Source organism: Pseudomonas sp. FG29 (assembly GCF_057809355.1).
This window is the reverse complement of sequence record NZ_JBMDJU010000007.1, coordinates 158,364-173,684: the sequence shown is the minus strand read 5'-3', so window position 1 is coordinate 173,684 and position 15,321 is coordinate 158,364. Positions and strand designations below refer to the sequence as shown.

Sequence of the window (15,321 nt, the reverse complement as noted above, 5' to 3'; positions counted from 1 at the left end):
CCGACCGTTTTTCGCCTGTTTTTGCCTTGCGCTGGCTGCCTCGCCTACGTTTTTAGAGGCGCCCTCAATCGAGCCGATAGGTGGCCTTGTCCACCAGCAAGCTTCTAGAATCGCCCCCACGCTTTTCTGGAGATCTGCTCATGCTGATGGTGATTTCACCGGCCAAGACCCTCGACTACGAGACGCCGCCGGCGACCCCGCGCTTCACCCAACCCGAACACCTCGACCACGCCCAGGAACTGATCGCCCAACTGCGCGATTTCAGCCCGGCGCAGATTGCCGACCTCATGCACCTGTCGGACAAGCTCGCCGGCCTCAACGCCGCACGTTTCGGCAGTTGGCAGCGGCCGTTCAATCCATCCAACGCCAAGCAGGCGCTGCTGGCGTTCAAGGGCGACGTGTACACCGGCCTGAATGCCGAGGATTTCTCCGAAGACGACTTCGATTTTGCCCAGACGCACCTACGCATGCTCTCGGGGCTCTATGGCGTGCTGCGCCCGCTGGATCTGATGCAGGCCTATCGCCTGGAGATGGGCACCAAGCTGGTCAATGGCCGCGGCAAGGATCTGTATGCCTTCTGGGGCGAGCGCATCAGCGGCTGGCTGAATGAAGCCCTGGCCGCTCAGGGCGATGACGTGCTGCTCAACCTGGCCTCCAACGAATACTTCGGTGCGGTCAAACGCAAGGCGCTGAATGCACGCATCGTCGACACCGAGTTCAAGGATCTGAAGAACGGCCAGTACAAGATCATCAGCTTCTACGCCAAGAAGGCCCGCGGTCTTATGGCGCGCTACGTGATCAAGGAGCGCCTGACCAACCCGGAAGGCCTGAAGGACTTCAACTACCAGGGCTATCGCTACAGCGCCGAGCACTCCAAGGAAAACAGCCTGGTTTTCCTGCGCGATCACGCCGAAGACTGATCCTCTAGCGGCCGCCCCAGGCAACCGTTCATCGGTTCTGCCTGGCGCGCGGCCGCCTCGCCTACACCCCCGCCTCACTTGCTCTCCCCGCCCCTCTCCAGCGCACGAGCGCTGCGCTTCGTAGAAATTCCCGCGCCGCTGCGCTGTGAACGCAGAAACCGGTATAGCTTCACACTTTCAGCGCAACTTCACTTCGCATCGAACTTATTGCACCGCTTAGTTATCGGATAGTTTCGCAACCATTAATCCGCCGCTGCTGATCGTGCACTTTGCAACTTGCCATCATTATGCGATCAATTTCGCGTTCAGCTGCGGTTCAGCCTCAGGACGAACGGTAGGAACTTACGGAAACCCCCGCGACTCATACAGCCCGTAACCATTTCAAGCCATAACTTTCTTATTGACCTAGCCTGCCGAAAAACGAACTCACCTTCGTCGGCTTGTTTCACCCCAAAGAAAGTTGGCGACACTTTAAGGGAGATTCAACGCCTCGCCAAAGTACTGATACAGAGGCCTTCCCAGGCCAAACGATCAATATCAAAGGGCCACTGCTGCACATATAAGCCCATACTCGGTGTCACTTCCGACGCCACACTTTACTTATGCCTGAATGAACTCGCTCTCTTTAAAAAAGCAAGTTCACGGACTCGTTTTGGCCAACTGGCCATTATTTGAAACTGCATCGAAAGGATGAGGTGAAAACCATGCGAATCAGTATCTTCGGTTTGGGTTATGTAGGCGCCGTCTGCGCAGGCTGTTTGTCGGCGCGCGGCCATGACGTGATTGGCGTGGACATCTCCGCGCACAAGATCGACCTGATCAACAGTGGCAAGTCGCCCATCGTCGAGCCGGGCCTGGAAGAACTGCTGCAACAGGGCCTGCGCCAGGGCCGCCTGCGCGGCACCACCGATGTCGCCGCAGCAGTGCTGGAAAGCGATGTGTCGTTCATCTGCGTCGGCACGCCGAGCAAGAAGAACGGCGACCTGGAGCTGAACTACATCGAAGGCGTGTGCCGCGAAATCGGCATGGCCATGCGCGACAAGAACGAACGTCACACCGTTGTCGTGCGCAGCACCGTGCTGCCGGGCACCGCGAAGAACGTGGTACTGCCGATTCTCGAAGACTGCTCGGGCAAGAAGGCCGGCGTTGATTTCGGCCTGGCGGTGAACCCCGAGTTCCTCCGCGAAAGCACCGCGATCAAGGACTACGACTTCCCGCCGATGACTGTCATCGGTGAGCTGGACACCGCCTCCGGTGACCTGCTGGAAAGCATCTACAGCGAGCTCGACGCGCCGATCATCCGCAAGGACATCGAAGTCGCCGAGATGATCAAGTACACCTGCAACGTCTGGCACGCGGCCAAGGTCACCTTCGCCAACGAGATCGGCAACATCGCCAAGGCGGTTGGCGTCGATGGCCGCGAGGTGATGGACGTGGTCTGCCAGGACCACAAGCTGAACCTCTCCAAGTACTACATGAAGCCCGGCTTCGCCTTCGGCGGCTCCTGCCTGCCCAAGGACGTGCGCGCGCTGAACTACCGCGCCGGCAGCCTGGACGTGGAAGCCCCGCTGATCGGCTCGCTGATGCGCAGCAACGCCGCCCAGGTGCAGAAGGCCTTCGACATCATCGCCAGCCATGACTCGCGCAAGGTCGCCCTGCTCGGTCTGAGCTTCAAGGCCGGCACCGATGACCTGCGCGAAAGCCCGCAGGTGGAACTGGCCGAGATGCTGATCGGCAAGGGTTTCGACCTGAGCATCTACGACCGCAACGTCGAGTACGCCCGCGTGCATGGCGCCAACAAGGACTACATCGAGTCGAAGATCCCGCACGTCTCCTCGCTGCTCAACAGTGACCTGGACGACGTGGTGGCCAAGGCCGACATCATCGTCCTGGGTAACAGCGACGAGCGTTTCGCCAAGCTGGCCGAACAGGCGCCGAGCGGCAAGCGGGTGATCGACCTGGTCGGTTTCATGCCCCACGCCAGCAATGGCGTGGCCGAAGGTATCTGCTGGTAACGGGGCCGCGAGCTGTCGCCCGGTAAGGCCGGGCGATAGCCGGAGACGCATATGGACAAGCTCAAGCACGGTCTCAACGAAGCCAGCGGCTGGATGCTCTATCTCAGCCTGCTGATGCTCCTGGCACTGGCTCTGCCGCGCACGGTGTTCGACCCCGAATCGCGGGACTTCCTCCTGCTCATCGGCATCGTCGGCATCTGGCGCTATTCCATGGGCGCCATGCACTTCGTGCGCGGTTGCCTGTTCCTTTACCTGGTGTACCCCTGGTATCGCCGCAAGGTGCAAAAACTCGGCAAGGACGCCGACCCCTCTCATGTATTTCTGATGGTCACCAGCTTCCGCATCGATGCGCTGACCACAGCAATGGTCTACCGCTCGGTGATCCGCGAAGCCATCGACTGCGGCTACCCGTGCACCGTGGTCTGCTCCATCGTCGAGCTGTCCGACGAGTTGCTGATCAAGAACCTCTGGGCCCAGGCTGAGCCGCCGGCGCACGTCACCCTGGACATCGTGCGCATCCCCGGCACCGGCAAGCGTGACGGTCTGGCCCACGGCTTCCGCGCCATCTCCCGGCAGATGCCGGATCGCGATGCGGTGGTCGCGGTGATCGACGGTGACACCGTGCTCGAAGCCGACGTGGTGAAGAAGACCGTGCCCTGGTTCAAGCTCTTCCCCAATGTCGGCGGCCTGACCACCAACGAGTTCTGCGAGGTACGTGGCAGTTACATCATGAGCGAGTGGCACAAGCTGCGCTTCGCTCAGCGCCACCTCAACATGTGCTCGATGGCGCTCTCCAAGCGCGTACTGACCATGACCGGCCGCATGTCGGTATTCCGTGCCAGCGTGGTGACCGACCCCGAGTTCATCCGCGACGTGGAAAGCGATCACCTGGAGCACTGGCGCCTCGGTCGCTTCCAGTTCCTTACCGGGGACGACAAGTCCAGCTGGTACAGCCTGATGCGCCTGGGCTACGACACCTTCTACGTGCCGGACGCCGCCATCAACACGGTCGAGCACCCGCCGGAGAAGAGTTTCATCAAGGCCAGCCGCAAGCTGATGTTCCGCTGGTACGGCAACAATCTGCGGCAGAACTCGCGCGCCCTGCGCCTGGGTATGGGTCGCCTCGGCGCCTTCACCAGCCTGGTGCTGTTCGATCAGCGCGTGTCGATGTGGACCTGCATCCTCGGCCTGTGCGTGGCGATCATCGCCAGCATCAAGTACAGCGTGATGTACCTGCTGATCTACCTGCTGTGGATCGGCACGACGCGGCTGATCCTGACCCTGCTGCTGATGCTCTCCGGGCACCGCATCGGCCCTGCCTACCCGGCGCTGCTCTATTACAACCAGATCGTCGGCGCGCTGGTGAAGATCTACGTGTTCTTCCGCCTCGATCAACAGTCCTGGACGCGCCAGAACACCAAGCTCAACCGCGGCCTGTCCAGCTTCGCCAACTGGTTCAACAGTTGGTCGTCGCGCGCCATGACCTTTTCTGCTGCCTCTGTATTTATCGCCGCGCTGCTGGCGCTGGTTTGACCGTACTCGAATAGGAATTAGCCACCATGAACTCCGTCGCCAATCTCAACGTCGTCCATGAGTCCGAGGCCCAGCGCCAGCATGCCCGCGTCAAGCTGCCAGGGCGTTTGCGCTTTACCAACGCCAAGGGCGAGCGCATCGATGCACGTCTGCAGGATGTCTCCGCAGGCGGTTTCAGCTTCACCAGCGAGAAAACCACGCACAAGGTCGGTGATTTTCATCGCGGCCAGCTGCAGTTCCAGCTCGACAGCCTGGTGCTGGGCCTGGACGTGGAATTTCAGATCAACGCCGTGCAGGCCGAACACAACCGTGTCGGCTGCCAGTTCCACAACATCGGCGCCCGTGAGGCGGCCGCCCTGCGCCACCTGATCAGCGCCCACCTGGCCGGTGAGCTGGTCAACGTCGGCGAGGTGCTGCACATCCTGCAGCGCGACAACTTCACCAAGGCGCGCAAGAACGGCGCCGGTGGCGGCATGGGCGTATTCGGTCGCCTGCGCGCCGTGACCTTCAGCGGTGCGATCTTCCTCATCGGCCTGGCCGCCTTCGGCTACATCGGCAAGTCGATCTATGGCCTGTACTTCGTCACCCACGCACAGTCGGCACAGATCAGCCTGCCGGCGCTGCAGGTAACCATGCCGCGTGAAGGCAGCGTGGAGGCGCTGGTACAGCCCGATGGCGTGGTGGAAAAGGGCGCGCCGATCGCCACCTTCACCACCAGCATGCTGGAAATGCTCAAGGGCCATCTGGGTGACGACCAGCTCGACCCGAGCCAGATCGAAGCGCTGTTCGCCCGCGAGATGCAGGGCACCCTGACCAGCCCGTGCAACTGCAAGGTCTCCCGCCAACTGGTGGCCGACGGCCAGTTCGCCAGCAAGGGCGACGTGATCTTCGAACTGGTGCCACAGGACGGCGTCGCCACCGTCAGCGCCAGCTTCTCCTACCGCAACCTGGAGCAGGCGCGCCCCGGCACCCCGGTCACCTTCAAGGTTGCCGGTGAAGACGAAGCGCGCCACGGCCAGATCGTCAGCAGCGCCCTGCACGACGGCGGCCTGAGCTCGGACATCCGCGTCGTCATCAAGCCGGACGAGACCCTGCCGGCCAGCCTCGCCGGGCAACCGGTGGACGTGGTCATCGACCGTGGCCCGTCGCTGGGCGGCCTGGTCGACCGCGCCGTCGCGGCAGGCCGCTAAGGAGGTCACGCCGTGAGCATGCCCCTTCTTCGCCCTGCCCTGCTCGGCCTCGCTGTCAGCGCCACGCTGGCCGGTTGCGCCGGCCTGCCGGACGAGCGCCTGGCCCGCGAGGCCCTGCAGAACGGCGACCAGCAGACGGCCGAGTGGAATTTCCGCCAACTCGCCGAGATGGGCTACAGCGACGCGCAGATCGGCCTGGCCGACATCTACGCGGCGGGTGGCCAGACCCAGGATCTGATTGAGGCCGAGCGCATCTATCGCCAGGCCCTGGATGGATCGCCCCGTGCCAAGGCGCGCCTCGGCAAGCTGCTGGCGCGCAAGCCCGGCAGCACCCTGGCCGAACGGCGCGAGGCCGCCGAGTTGCTGGAAAGCGCCAACCAAGCCGGCGAGCCCAGCGCGCTGCTGCCACTGGCCGAACTCTATCTGTTCTACTCACAGGACTTCCCCACCATGAATGTCGCCCAGCGTATCCATGACTGGCGTCAGCAAGGCCGGCCACAGGCCGAGCTGGCGCAGATTCTCCTGTATCGCAGTGAAGGTTCCTACGATCAGCACCTCGGCGAGATCGAGCGCATCTGCCAGCAACGCCTGACTCAGGAAGAAGCCTGCTACGCCGAACTGGCCGAGGTCTACCAGAAGCAGAATCGCGAGGACGCTCGCGATGCCCTGACCGAGCGCCTGCTCGCCGGCTACCGTGCTGGGCGCGTTTCGGCCAGCCAGGTCGAGGCCGTGGCGCATGTGCTGAGCGACGCCGAACTGGGCCAGCCGCAACCGCAACGCGCGCAGGAATTGCTGGAAACCATCGCCCCGGATTACCCGGCCGCCTGGGTCAGCCTGGCGCGCCTGCTCTACGACTACCCGCAACAGGGCGATACCGAAACCCTGCTCGGCTACCTGGACAAGGGCCGCGAAGCCGCCCTGCCGCGCGCCGAACTGCTGCTCGGACGCCTGTACTACGAAGGCAAGCTGCTGCCCAAAGAGCCGCACAAGGCCGAAGAGCACCTGCGCAAGGCCGCCCCCAGCGAACCGAGCGCCAACTACTACCTGGGCCAGCTGTACCTGCGTGGCTACCTCGGCGAGGTCTACGCACAGAAGGCCCTCGACCACCTGCTCAGCGCCGCGCGTGCCGGCCAGCTCAGTGCCGACTTCGCCCTGGCGCAGATGTACAGCCAGAGCCGCGGCATCAAGCCGAATCCGGTCAATGCCTATGTCTTCAGCCAACTGGCGCTGCCGCGCAACACCCCGCAGACCCAGGAGCTGGCTGACGCCGTCGCCCAGAACCTGACGCCGGCGCAATTGGCCGAAGGCCAGCGCCTGCTGCGCGAAGAGCGCCAGCTACGCGGCAACGTCCTGCAGCAGCAGGCCGCCCTGCAGGTCAGCCAGCCATGAACAAGGATGCACGCATGCAGTTGAATCGTATCGTCACCCAGTTGGGCCTCAGCGCCAGCCTGCTGGCCGCCAGCACAGCCTGGGCGGCGGATGCGCCGAAGAACTTCGGCCTGGATGTGAAGATCACCGCGCAGTCGGAAGACGACCGCGACCTCGGCACCCGTGAGGGTGGCGACGTCAACGGTCTCGGCCTCGACCTGCGCCCCTGGGTCTATGGCGAGCGTGGCGACTGGAGCGCCTTCGCCATGGGCCAGGCGGTCACCGCCACCGACATCGTCGAAACCGACACGCTGCAGAGTGACGACACCAGCGACACGCAAAACGCCGACGCGCGTCAGCCGGACAAGAGCTACCTGGCCATGCGCGAATTCTGGGTCGACTACAGTGGCCTCACCGCTTACCCCGGCGAGCACCTGCGCGTGGGTCGCCAGCGCCTGCGCAGCGATGACGGTGCCTGGATGGATACCAACATCGAAGCCATGCAGTGGCAGTTCGACACCACTCTGTTGCAAGCCAAAGTCGGCGTTGCCGAGCGCTTCTCCGAATACCGCACCGACCTCGATGATCTGGCGCCGGAAGATGAAGACCGTCGTCACTTCTTCGCCGGGCTCGATTATCAGTGGACACCCGGCCATCGCATCGGCGCCAACCTGCATCACAGCCGTGACGACGGCAGCCTGGCCCGCCCCGGCGAACGCCTCGACGAACTGAGCAAACGCTACACCGGCGATCTGACCTGGTACGGCCTGCATGCCGATGGCGGCTTCTTCGAGCGCAACTCGCGCAATCGCCTCAACTACTGGGCACAAGTCACCTGGCTCCAGGGCGACACCGATCAACTGCAGCAGCAGGTGGTCGGCAACGAACGCCAGGCTACCGGCTCGCGCAGCCAGGACGTCGATGCCTGGGCCGTGGATCTGGGCCTGCGTTACGACCTCGACGATCAATGGAAGGTCGGTGCGGCCTACTCCCGTGGCAGCGGCGGTGGCGACGACAGCGAATCGCACCAGTTCATGCAGACCGGTCTGCAGAGCAACCGCGCCAACTTCACCGGTGTCGAATCGCGCCTGCACCGCTACGGCGAGGCCTTCCGCGGTGAGCTGTCCAACCTGCAGGTCGCCAGCGTGTTCAGCTCCTGGGAGCTGAACGAGGACTACGACGCCAGCCTGGTCTACCACCGCTTCTGGCGCGTCGATGGCGATCAGGACGTCGGCGACAGCGGCATCACCGCGCCGCTGGTGGCCGGCGAGAAAGACCTCGGCCAGGAAGTCGACGTGGTGCTGACCCGCTACTTCAAGCAGGGCCTGCTGCCGGCGGCCGTCGCCGAACAACTGGACGAGCGCTCGGCCCTGGTGCGCCTGCGTGCCGGCGTATTCCGCCCGGGCGATGCCTATGGCAGCGGCACCGACTCGGTGATGCACCGCGCCTTCGTCGACTTCATCTGGCGCTTCTGAGGGATCGGATCATGCAACCCAATGGCTTAGCCCTACCCCTGCTGCTCAGCGCGCTGTGTCTCACGGCGCCGCTGGCCCAGGCCAACCCGCAGGACAACCTGCTCGACTACCGCGTGCGTAGCGCGCCGGCCGACGAGCTGCACATGGAAGCGCCCAAGCTGCCGGATCTGTCCGGCTACACCAAGGAGGCCGTGCTGGCCAAGATCCCGCACGGCGCCAAAGGCAAGGTGGTGGTGCGGCGCATGCTGCGCCAGGACGCGCTGAAGGATTTCACCGGCGGCAACGAGCGCCTGCGCGAATGGATCAAGCGCCAGCAGGGCATGCCCCAGGCGATCTTCATCGAAGGCGGCGTGGTCACCGCGCAGGATCTGGCCAAGGCACTGCCCGACAGCCAGTTCGCCGAGCAGGCGCCGGGGGTGTACATCGCCCGTCTGCCCATCGTCGTCGCCCAAGGCGCAGCGCTGCACGTCGGCAAGGACACCCGCGAACTGCGCCTGTCGCAGGAGCGCGGTGCATTCCTGGTCAACGACGGCCTGATGTTCATCACCGATACCCGCGTCACCGCCTGGCGCGAGCGCGACAACGCGCCGGCCACCTTCCGTGATCCCAAGGAGTTCCGCCCGTTCCTGGTGTCCTGGGGCGGTAGCGAGCTGTATATCGCCAGCAGCGTGATCACCAGCCTGGGTTACGACAACTCCAAGTCCTACGGCGTGTCGATTACCCAGTACACACCGAACCAACACAAGGTTCTGCAACGCCCTGAACCGACTGGCTGGCTGATCGACTCCGAGTTCGTCGACCACTGGTACGGCTTCTACTGCTACGAAGCGCAGAACGTGGTGATCAAGGGCAACACCTACCGCGACAACATCGTCTACGGCATCGACCCGCACGACCGTTCGCACGGCCTGATCATCGCCGACAACACCGTGTTCGGTACCAAGAAGAAGCACGGCATCATCATCTCCCGTGAGGTCAACGACAGCTGGATCATCAACAACCAGAGCTACGACAACGAGCTCTCCGGCATCGTCATCGACCGTGACAGCGTGCGCAACGTCATTGCCTACAACAAGACGTATGAGAACCACTCCGACGGCATCACCCTGTACGAGAGCGGCGACAACCTGCTGTGGGGCAACCAGGTGCTGGGCAACAAGCGCCACGGCATCCGCATTCGCAACAGCGAGAACATCCGCCTGTACGAGAACGTCGCCGCGCTCAACCAGCTGACCGGCGTGTACGGCCACATCAAGGATCTTTCCGACACCGAGCGCGACCTGACGCTCGATCCCTATGACGCCAAGATTTCCATGATCATCGTCGGCGGCACCCTGGCCGGTAACGGCTCCAGCCCGATCAACATCGACTCGCCCCTGTCCGTCGAACTGTACCGCGTGAAGATGCTCGCCCCGCGCAAGAGCAGCGGCATCCAGCTGGCCGGCGTCCTCGGCGAGAAGCAGGACGAAATCCTCGACCTGCTGCTGCGCAAGCGCCAGCCCGTGCTGATCGACCCTATCGACCCCGAGCAGATGACCAACTGACGAGGCCCAAGCATGAGCGTATCGAAACTCAAGACCCTCGCCCTGGCGGTGACCTGCGCCACTTACGGCAGCCTGCTGCAGGCAGCCGAGAGCCCGGCTCCGCAGTATCAGGTCGAGGACTGCTGCTCGCTGTGCCCAGCAGCACATGACGCCAGCAACTACACCACCAACTACATGAAGAACTTCGTCACCCTGCGCGACGCCCGTGAAGGCTGGCTGTTCCGCAGCGTGGAAGACCTGCGCACCACCTTTGGCACCGACGAAACCGGCTATCGCTACCTCAAGGAATTGCGTGACGGCCTCAAGCAGCGCGGCGTGGAACTGGTGGTCGTCTACCAACCGACGCGTGGCTTGGTCAACCGGGAAAAACTCGCCCCCGAGGACTACCAGCGCTTCGACTACGACAAGGCCCTGCGCAATTACCGCCAGACCCTGGCGCGCTTCGAGCAACTGGGCATCTGGGTGCCGGATCTGACGCCACTGACCGATGAGAAGGACGCCAAAGAGTTCTACTTCCGCCGCGACCAGCACTGGACGCCCTATGGCGCCGAACGCACCGCACGCCTGGTGGCCGAAACGATCAAGCGCATCCCCGGTTTCGACGAGATCCCGCAGAAGGAATTCGTCACCCAGCGCATCGGCCTGATGGGCAAGACCGGCACCATGCAGAACGTCGCCAGCCAGCTCTGTGGCACCGGCTACGCCGTGCAGTACGTCGACCAGTTCCTCACCGAGCCCAAGGACGCCAGCGGCGGCGATGCCCTGTTCGGTGACGAGAGCAGCCCGAAGATCACCCTGATCGGCACCAGCCACAGCGGCAAGAACTACAACTTCGGTGGTTTTCTCGAACAGTACCTGGGCACCGACGTGCTCAACGCAGCCTTCCCCGGCGGTGGCCTGGAAGGGGCGATGCTCGAATACCTGGCCAGCGACGCGTTCCAGAACGATCCGCCGAAGATCATCGTCTGGGAGTTCTCACCGCTCTATGACCTGGCCTCGGACAAGATCCACCGGCAGATGATGGCCGCCCTGAACAACGGCTGCAGCGGCCAGACCGAGCTGCTCGCCAAGGAAACGCGCCTGCATCCGGGCAGCAACGAAATCCTCGTCAACGGCGAGAAGAACCTGCTGACCCTGCCGGGCAATCGCCATCAGCTCGATCTGCGCTTCAGCGACACCTCGATCAAGCGTATCGACGCGACCATCTGGTACCTCAACGGCCAGCGCGAGCAGATCAAGCTGGAGAAGCCCAACACCGTCGACACCGACGGGCGTTTCACCTTCGAGCTGCGTGACGGGCCGGGCTGGGGCCAGGAGAACTTCTTCGCCCTGGAAGTGCAGAAGCCCGAAGACAGCGCCGACGACGTGAAGGTGCAGGCCAGCCTGTGCCAGCGGCCAGCCGGCAACGGCCAGCAGGTCGCCCACAACGCTACCGACAGTTGAGGTTCGCCATGCACAGACTCTCGCCCCTGGCCCTGTTCACCGCACTGCTGCTCAGCGGTGCGGCACAGGCCGCCCTACAGCCTCCCGTCGGCTATCGCGCCGCCGTGGAACAGCGTGACGGGCAGGCTCCGGCCTGCCCGGCGGTGCCCCAGCCCTATACCGGCGAGATGCAGTTCACCAGCAAGTACGCCGGCTCCGACAGCGCACGTGCCACGCTCAATGCCAAAGCGGAAAAGGACTTCCGCCAGCAGACTGCCGACATCAACCGCCTGGAGAAGGAAGCCGGACGAATGATCACCGGCTACATGCGCACAGGCCAGCGTGAGCGCCTGGAATGCGCCATCGAATGGATCGACCGCTGGGCCAGCGCCGATGCGCTGGAGTCCGAGCAGTTCAACCACACCGGCAAGTCGATGCGCAAATGGGCGCTCGGCAGTCTGGCCGGTGCCTGGCTGCGCCTGAAGTTCTCCGAGTCGCAGCCGCTGAAGGACTACCCGCAGCAGAGCGCACGCATCGAGCGCTGGTTCGTCAACCTGGCCGAACACACGGTGCGCGAGTGGAGCGACCTGCCGCTGAAGAAGATCAACAACCACAGCTACTGGGCTGCCTGGTCGGTGATGGCGGTGGCGGTGGTCAGCGATCGTCGCGACCTGTTCGACTGGTCCGTCAGCCAGTTCCGCATCGCCGCCGGGCAAGTCGACAACGAGGGCTTCCTGGCCAACGAGATACGCCGTCGCCAGCGCGCCCTGGCCTACCACAACTACGCCCTGCCGCCGCTGGCGATGATCGCCGCCTTCGCCGAGGCCAACGGCGTCGACCTGCGCGGCGAGAACCATGGCGCCCTGCAGCGTCTGGCCGAGCGTGTGCTGCAAGGCGCAAAGGATCCACAGGCCTTTGCCCAGCGCAGCGGCACCGAACAGGACATGAGCGAATTGCGCAAGGACTACAAGTACGCCTGGCTGGCGCCCTACTGCAGCCTCTATGACTGCGGCCCGCAGGCCCGCGAACTGAACCAGGAGATGGGGCCGTTCAACAGCTTCCGCCTCGGCGGTGAGGTGACCCAGGTGTTCGAAAAACCGTAGGAGCGGCTGGGCGGCATTCCGCTTTAGCCGCGATTTTCGCGGATGAATCGGCGCCTACCGGGCGTAACAAAACAAACCCTCCGCTCGCGGGGGGAAAGGGGGGCGCTGCCCCGAGTCTTCACGGAGAAGCAAGGATGGTCTTTTCATCCAACGTCTTTTTGTTTCTGTTCCTGCCGATCTTTCTCGGCCTGTACTACCTGTGCCCGAATCGCGGGCGCAACCTGCTGATCCTGATCGGCAGCTACGCCTTCTACGCCTGGTGGCGGGTGGATTTCCTCCTGCTGTTCGTCGCCGTGACGCTGTGGAACTACGTCTTCGGCCTGCGCATCCACGCCCATGCCGGCACCGACGCGGCGCGGCGCTGGGTGGTGGCCGGGGTGGTCGGCAACCTGGCGACGCTGGGCTACTTCAAGTACGCCAACTTCGGCGTCGCCAACATCAACGCCGTGCTCGAATCGATGGGCCTGGAGCCCTTCGTACTGACCTCGGTGATCCTGCCCATCGGTATCTCCTTCTACATCTTCCAGTCGATCAGCTACCTGATCGACGTGTACCGCAAGGACACCGAGCCAACCCGCAACCTGATCAACTTTGCCGCGTTCATCGCCCTGTTCCCGCAACTGATCGCAGGCCCGGTGCTGCGCTACAAGGATCTGGCCGACCAGTTCACCGATCGCACCCATAGCGTGGACAAGTTCAGCGAAGGCGCCACGCGCTTCATGCAGGGCTTCGTCAAGAAGGTGTTCATCGCCGACAGCCTGGCGCCGCTGGTCGATCACTGCTTCGCCCTGCAGAACCCCAGCACCGGCGACGCCTGGCTGGGCATGATCGCCTACACCGCGCAGCTGTACTTCGACTTCTCCGGTTACAGCGACATGGCCATCGGCCTGGGCCTGATGATGGGCTTCCGCTTCATGGAGAACTTCAACCAGCCCTATATCAGCCAGTCGATCACCGAGTTCTGGCGGCGCTGGCACATCAGCCTGTCGACCTGGCTGCGCGACTACCTCTACGTGCCCCTGGGCGGCAACCGTCACGGCACCTTCAACACCTATCGCAACCTGTTTCTGACCATGCTGCTGGGCGGCTTCTGGCATGGCGCCAACTGGACATTCCTGATCTGGGGCGCCTGGCACGGCACCTGGCTGGCCATCGAACGCGCCCTGGGCGTGAAGGCCGCGCCGACCTCGTTCAGCCTGTTGAAGTGGGCCTTCACCCTGCTGCTGGTGATGCTCGGCTGGGTCATCTTCCGCGCCGAGAACCTGCACGTTGCCGGGCGCATGTACGCGGCACTGTTCAGCTTCGACAACTGGCACCTGAGCGAGCTGACCCTGGCGCAGATCAGCAGCCTGCAGATGGTCACCCTGGCCCTGGCCTGGGTGGTGATCGCAGTCAATGGCGCGCGCCAGTTCCTCGGCCAGCGTCAGGCACAGCCCGGCAATGGTTCAGCCGTGTTGCTGGCCAGTGGTGCCGGGGTGATGAGCCGCGTGCACAGCCGCGCGCTGATCGTGCAGGGCGCCCTGCTCCTGCTGTTCTGCGCCTCGCTGCTCAAGCTCTCGGCGCAGAGCTACTCCGCTTTCCTCTACTTCCAGTTCTGAACGGAGGCACTGTCATGAGTCGTACTTTCAAGACCCTTCACGTCGCCCTGTTCATCGCCATCATGCTGCTCACCAGCCTGATCGCCCTGGCTAAGCTGGGTGGCTACCGCGCCCCCAAGCACCCGGATCTGCTCGATGGTGAGCTGACACGCAACTTCGAGCACTACTATGACGAGCAGTTTCCGCTGAAACAGGCCGGCATCAACCTGTGGGCGGCCCTGGAATACCTGGCCTTCGGCGAGGGCCGCGCCGGCCTGGTGATCGGCGAGGACGGCTGGCTGTACTCGGACGAAGAGTTCGACCCAGTGGCCAACGGTCAGCGCCAGATGCGCGACAACCTGGCGCTGATCCGGGGCGTGCAGCGCCAGCTGGAAGAACGCAACGTCCATCTGCTGCTGGCCATCATCCCGGCCAAGACCCGCCTCTACCCCGAGCACACCGGCGCGCATCATCCCAGCGCCCAGCAGGACAGCCTCTACCCGCGCTTCCACAGTGCCGTGCGTGAAGCCGGTATCGCCGCGCCCGATCTGCTCGGCCCGCTGCAGGCCGGCAAGCAGCAAGCGCCGATGTTCCTGCGTACCGACACGCACTGGACGCCGCAAGGTGCCGAAGTCACCGCACGCGCCCTGGCCGACGTGGTACGCAGCGCCGTGCAGCTGCGTGGCGAGCCGCAGGAGTTCGTCACCGAAACGGTGGAAACGCGCGATCACGAAGGCGATCTGACCCGCTTCCTGCCGCTGGCGCCGCTGTTCGAAAACCTGCTGCCACGCGCCGATCGCCTGCAGCAGCGCGAAACCCACAGCGCTCAGGACGGCGGTGGTGATCTGTTCGGCGACAGCGACCTGCCGGTGGCCCTGGTCGGCACCAGTTACAGCGCCAACCCCAACTGGAACTTCGCCGGTGCCCTGCGCCAGTCGCTCAAGCGCGATCTGGCCAACCACGCCGAAGAGGGCCAGGGCCCGCTGGTGCCAATGCTCAAGTACCTGCAGAGCGACGAACTTAAGAACGACCCGCCGCAACTGGTGATCTGGGAATTCCCCGAGCGCTACCTGCCGATGAACAGCGATTTCACCGAATTCGACCCGCAATGGCTCGCGTCGCTCAAGGGCAACGGCGAGCAACAGAAGCTGGCGGCGAGCAGCCGCTGACCCAT

The 15,321-nt window shown here is 63.8% G+C and carries 11 protein-coding genes; all 11 read left to right on the top strand.

What is annotated here, in order from left to right:
• Positions 1-140: 140 nt before the first annotated feature.
• The 11 genes from yaaA to ACODS1_RS10480 all read left to right on the top strand — a co-directional run bounded on the left by yaaA (position 141) and on the right by ACODS1_RS10480 (position 15,316).
• Positions 141-920: a peroxide stress protein YaaA gene (yaaA, locus tag ACODS1_RS10530; RefSeq protein ID WP_322980392.1), complete on the top strand. Its 780-nt coding sequence runs from the start codon at positions 141-143 to the stop codon at positions 918-920.
• 704 nt (positions 921-1,624) lie between these two features.
• Complete coding sequence (algD, locus tag ACODS1_RS10525; protein WP_322980393.1) at positions 1,625-2,935, top strand: GDP-mannose 6-dehydrogenase; 1,311 nt, start codon at positions 1,625-1,627, stop codon at positions 2,933-2,935.
• 51 nt (positions 2,936-2,986) lie between these two features.
• A complete protein-coding gene (gene alg8, locus ACODS1_RS10520; RefSeq protein ID WP_489085609.1) occupies positions 2,987-4,468 on the top strand; it encodes a mannuronan synthase in 1,482 nt (493 codons plus the stop codon).
• 26 nt (positions 4,469-4,494) lie between these two features.
• Complete coding sequence (locus ACODS1_RS10515) at positions 4,495-5,658, top strand: PilZ domain-containing protein (RefSeq protein ID WP_489085608.1); 1,164 nt, start codon at positions 4,495-4,497, stop codon at positions 5,656-5,658.
• A 12-nt stretch (positions 5,659-5,670) separates the two neighbouring features.
• The gene (algK, locus tag ACODS1_RS10510; protein ID WP_489085607.1) at positions 5,671-7,047 is read left to right on the top strand and encodes an alginate biosynthesis TPR repeat lipoprotein AlgK; all 1,377 of its coding nucleotides are present in this window, start codon (positions 5,671-5,673) and stop codon (positions 7,045-7,047) included.
• A 14-nt stretch (positions 7,048-7,061) separates the two neighbouring features.
• On the top strand, positions 7,062-8,501 hold the full coding sequence (locus ACODS1_RS10505; RefSeq protein ID WP_489085606.1) for an alginate export family protein: 1,440 nt from the start codon (positions 7,062-7,064) through the stop codon (positions 8,499-8,501).
• Positions 8,502-8,512: 11 nt separating this feature from the next.
• Positions 8,513-10,045 carry a mannuronan 5-epimerase AlgG gene (algG, locus tag ACODS1_RS10500; protein WP_489085605.1) on the top strand — a complete coding sequence of 511 codons (1,533 nt, stop codon included), beginning with the start codon at positions 8,513-8,515 and terminating at the stop codon, positions 10,043-10,045.
• 12 nt (positions 10,046-10,057) lie between these two features.
• Positions 10,058-11,488, top strand: coding sequence for an alginate O-acetyltransferase (locus ACODS1_RS10495; RefSeq protein WP_489085604.1), 1,431 nt, complete (start codon positions 10,058-10,060; stop codon positions 11,486-11,488).
• 8 nt (positions 11,489-11,496) lie between these two features.
• The gene (locus ACODS1_RS10490) at positions 11,497-12,570 is read left to right on the top strand and encodes a mannuronate-specific alginate lyase (RefSeq protein ID WP_489085603.1); all 1,074 of its coding nucleotides are present in this window, start codon (positions 11,497-11,499) and stop codon (positions 12,568-12,570) included.
• Between the two features lie 134 nt (positions 12,571-12,704).
• A complete protein-coding gene (locus tag ACODS1_RS10485; protein WP_489085602.1) occupies positions 12,705-14,168 on the top strand; it encodes an MBOAT family O-acyltransferase in 1,464 nt (487 codons plus the stop codon).
• 14 nt (positions 14,169-14,182) lie between these two features.
• The gene (locus tag ACODS1_RS10480) at positions 14,183-15,316 is read left to right on the top strand and encodes an alginate O-acetyltransferase (RefSeq protein ID WP_489085601.1); all 1,134 of its coding nucleotides are present in this window, start codon (positions 14,183-14,185) and stop codon (positions 15,314-15,316) included.
• Positions 15,317-15,321: the final 5 nt, after the last annotated feature.

Excerpts from the sequence above, each read along its gene's own strand:
- yaaA (WP_322980392.1), top strand. The coding sequence starts at position 141 with ATGCTGATGGTGATTTCACCGGCCAAGACCCTCGACTACGAGACGCCG.
- algD (WP_322980393.1), top strand. The coding sequence starts at position 1,625 with ATGCGAATCAGTATCTTCGGTTTGGGTTATGTAGGCGCCGTCTGCGCA.
- alg8 (WP_489085609.1), top strand. The coding sequence starts at position 2,987 with ATGGACAAGCTCAAGCACGGTCTCAACGAAGCCAGCGGCTGGATGCTC.
- ACODS1_RS10515 (WP_489085608.1), top strand. The coding sequence starts at position 4,495 with ATGAACTCCGTCGCCAATCTCAACGTCGTCCATGAGTCCGAGGCCCAG.
- ACODS1_RS10505 (WP_489085606.1), top strand. The coding sequence starts at position 7,062 with ATGCAGTTGAATCGTATCGTCACCCAGTTGGGCCTCAGCGCCAGCCTG.
- algG (WP_489085605.1), top strand. The coding sequence starts at position 8,513 with ATGCAACCCAATGGCTTAGCCCTACCCCTGCTGCTCAGCGCGCTGTGT.
- ACODS1_RS10495 (WP_489085604.1), top strand. The coding sequence starts at position 10,058 with ATGAGCGTATCGAAACTCAAGACCCTCGCCCTGGCGGTGACCTGCGCC.
- ACODS1_RS10490 (WP_489085603.1), top strand. The coding sequence starts at position 11,497 with ATGCACAGACTCTCGCCCCTGGCCCTGTTCACCGCACTGCTGCTCAGC.
- ACODS1_RS10485 (WP_489085602.1), top strand. The coding sequence starts at position 12,705 with ATGGTCTTTTCATCCAACGTCTTTTTGTTTCTGTTCCTGCCGATCTTT.
- ACODS1_RS10480 (WP_489085601.1), top strand. The coding sequence starts at position 14,183 with ATGAGTCGTACTTTCAAGACCCTTCACGTCGCCCTGTTCATCGCCATC.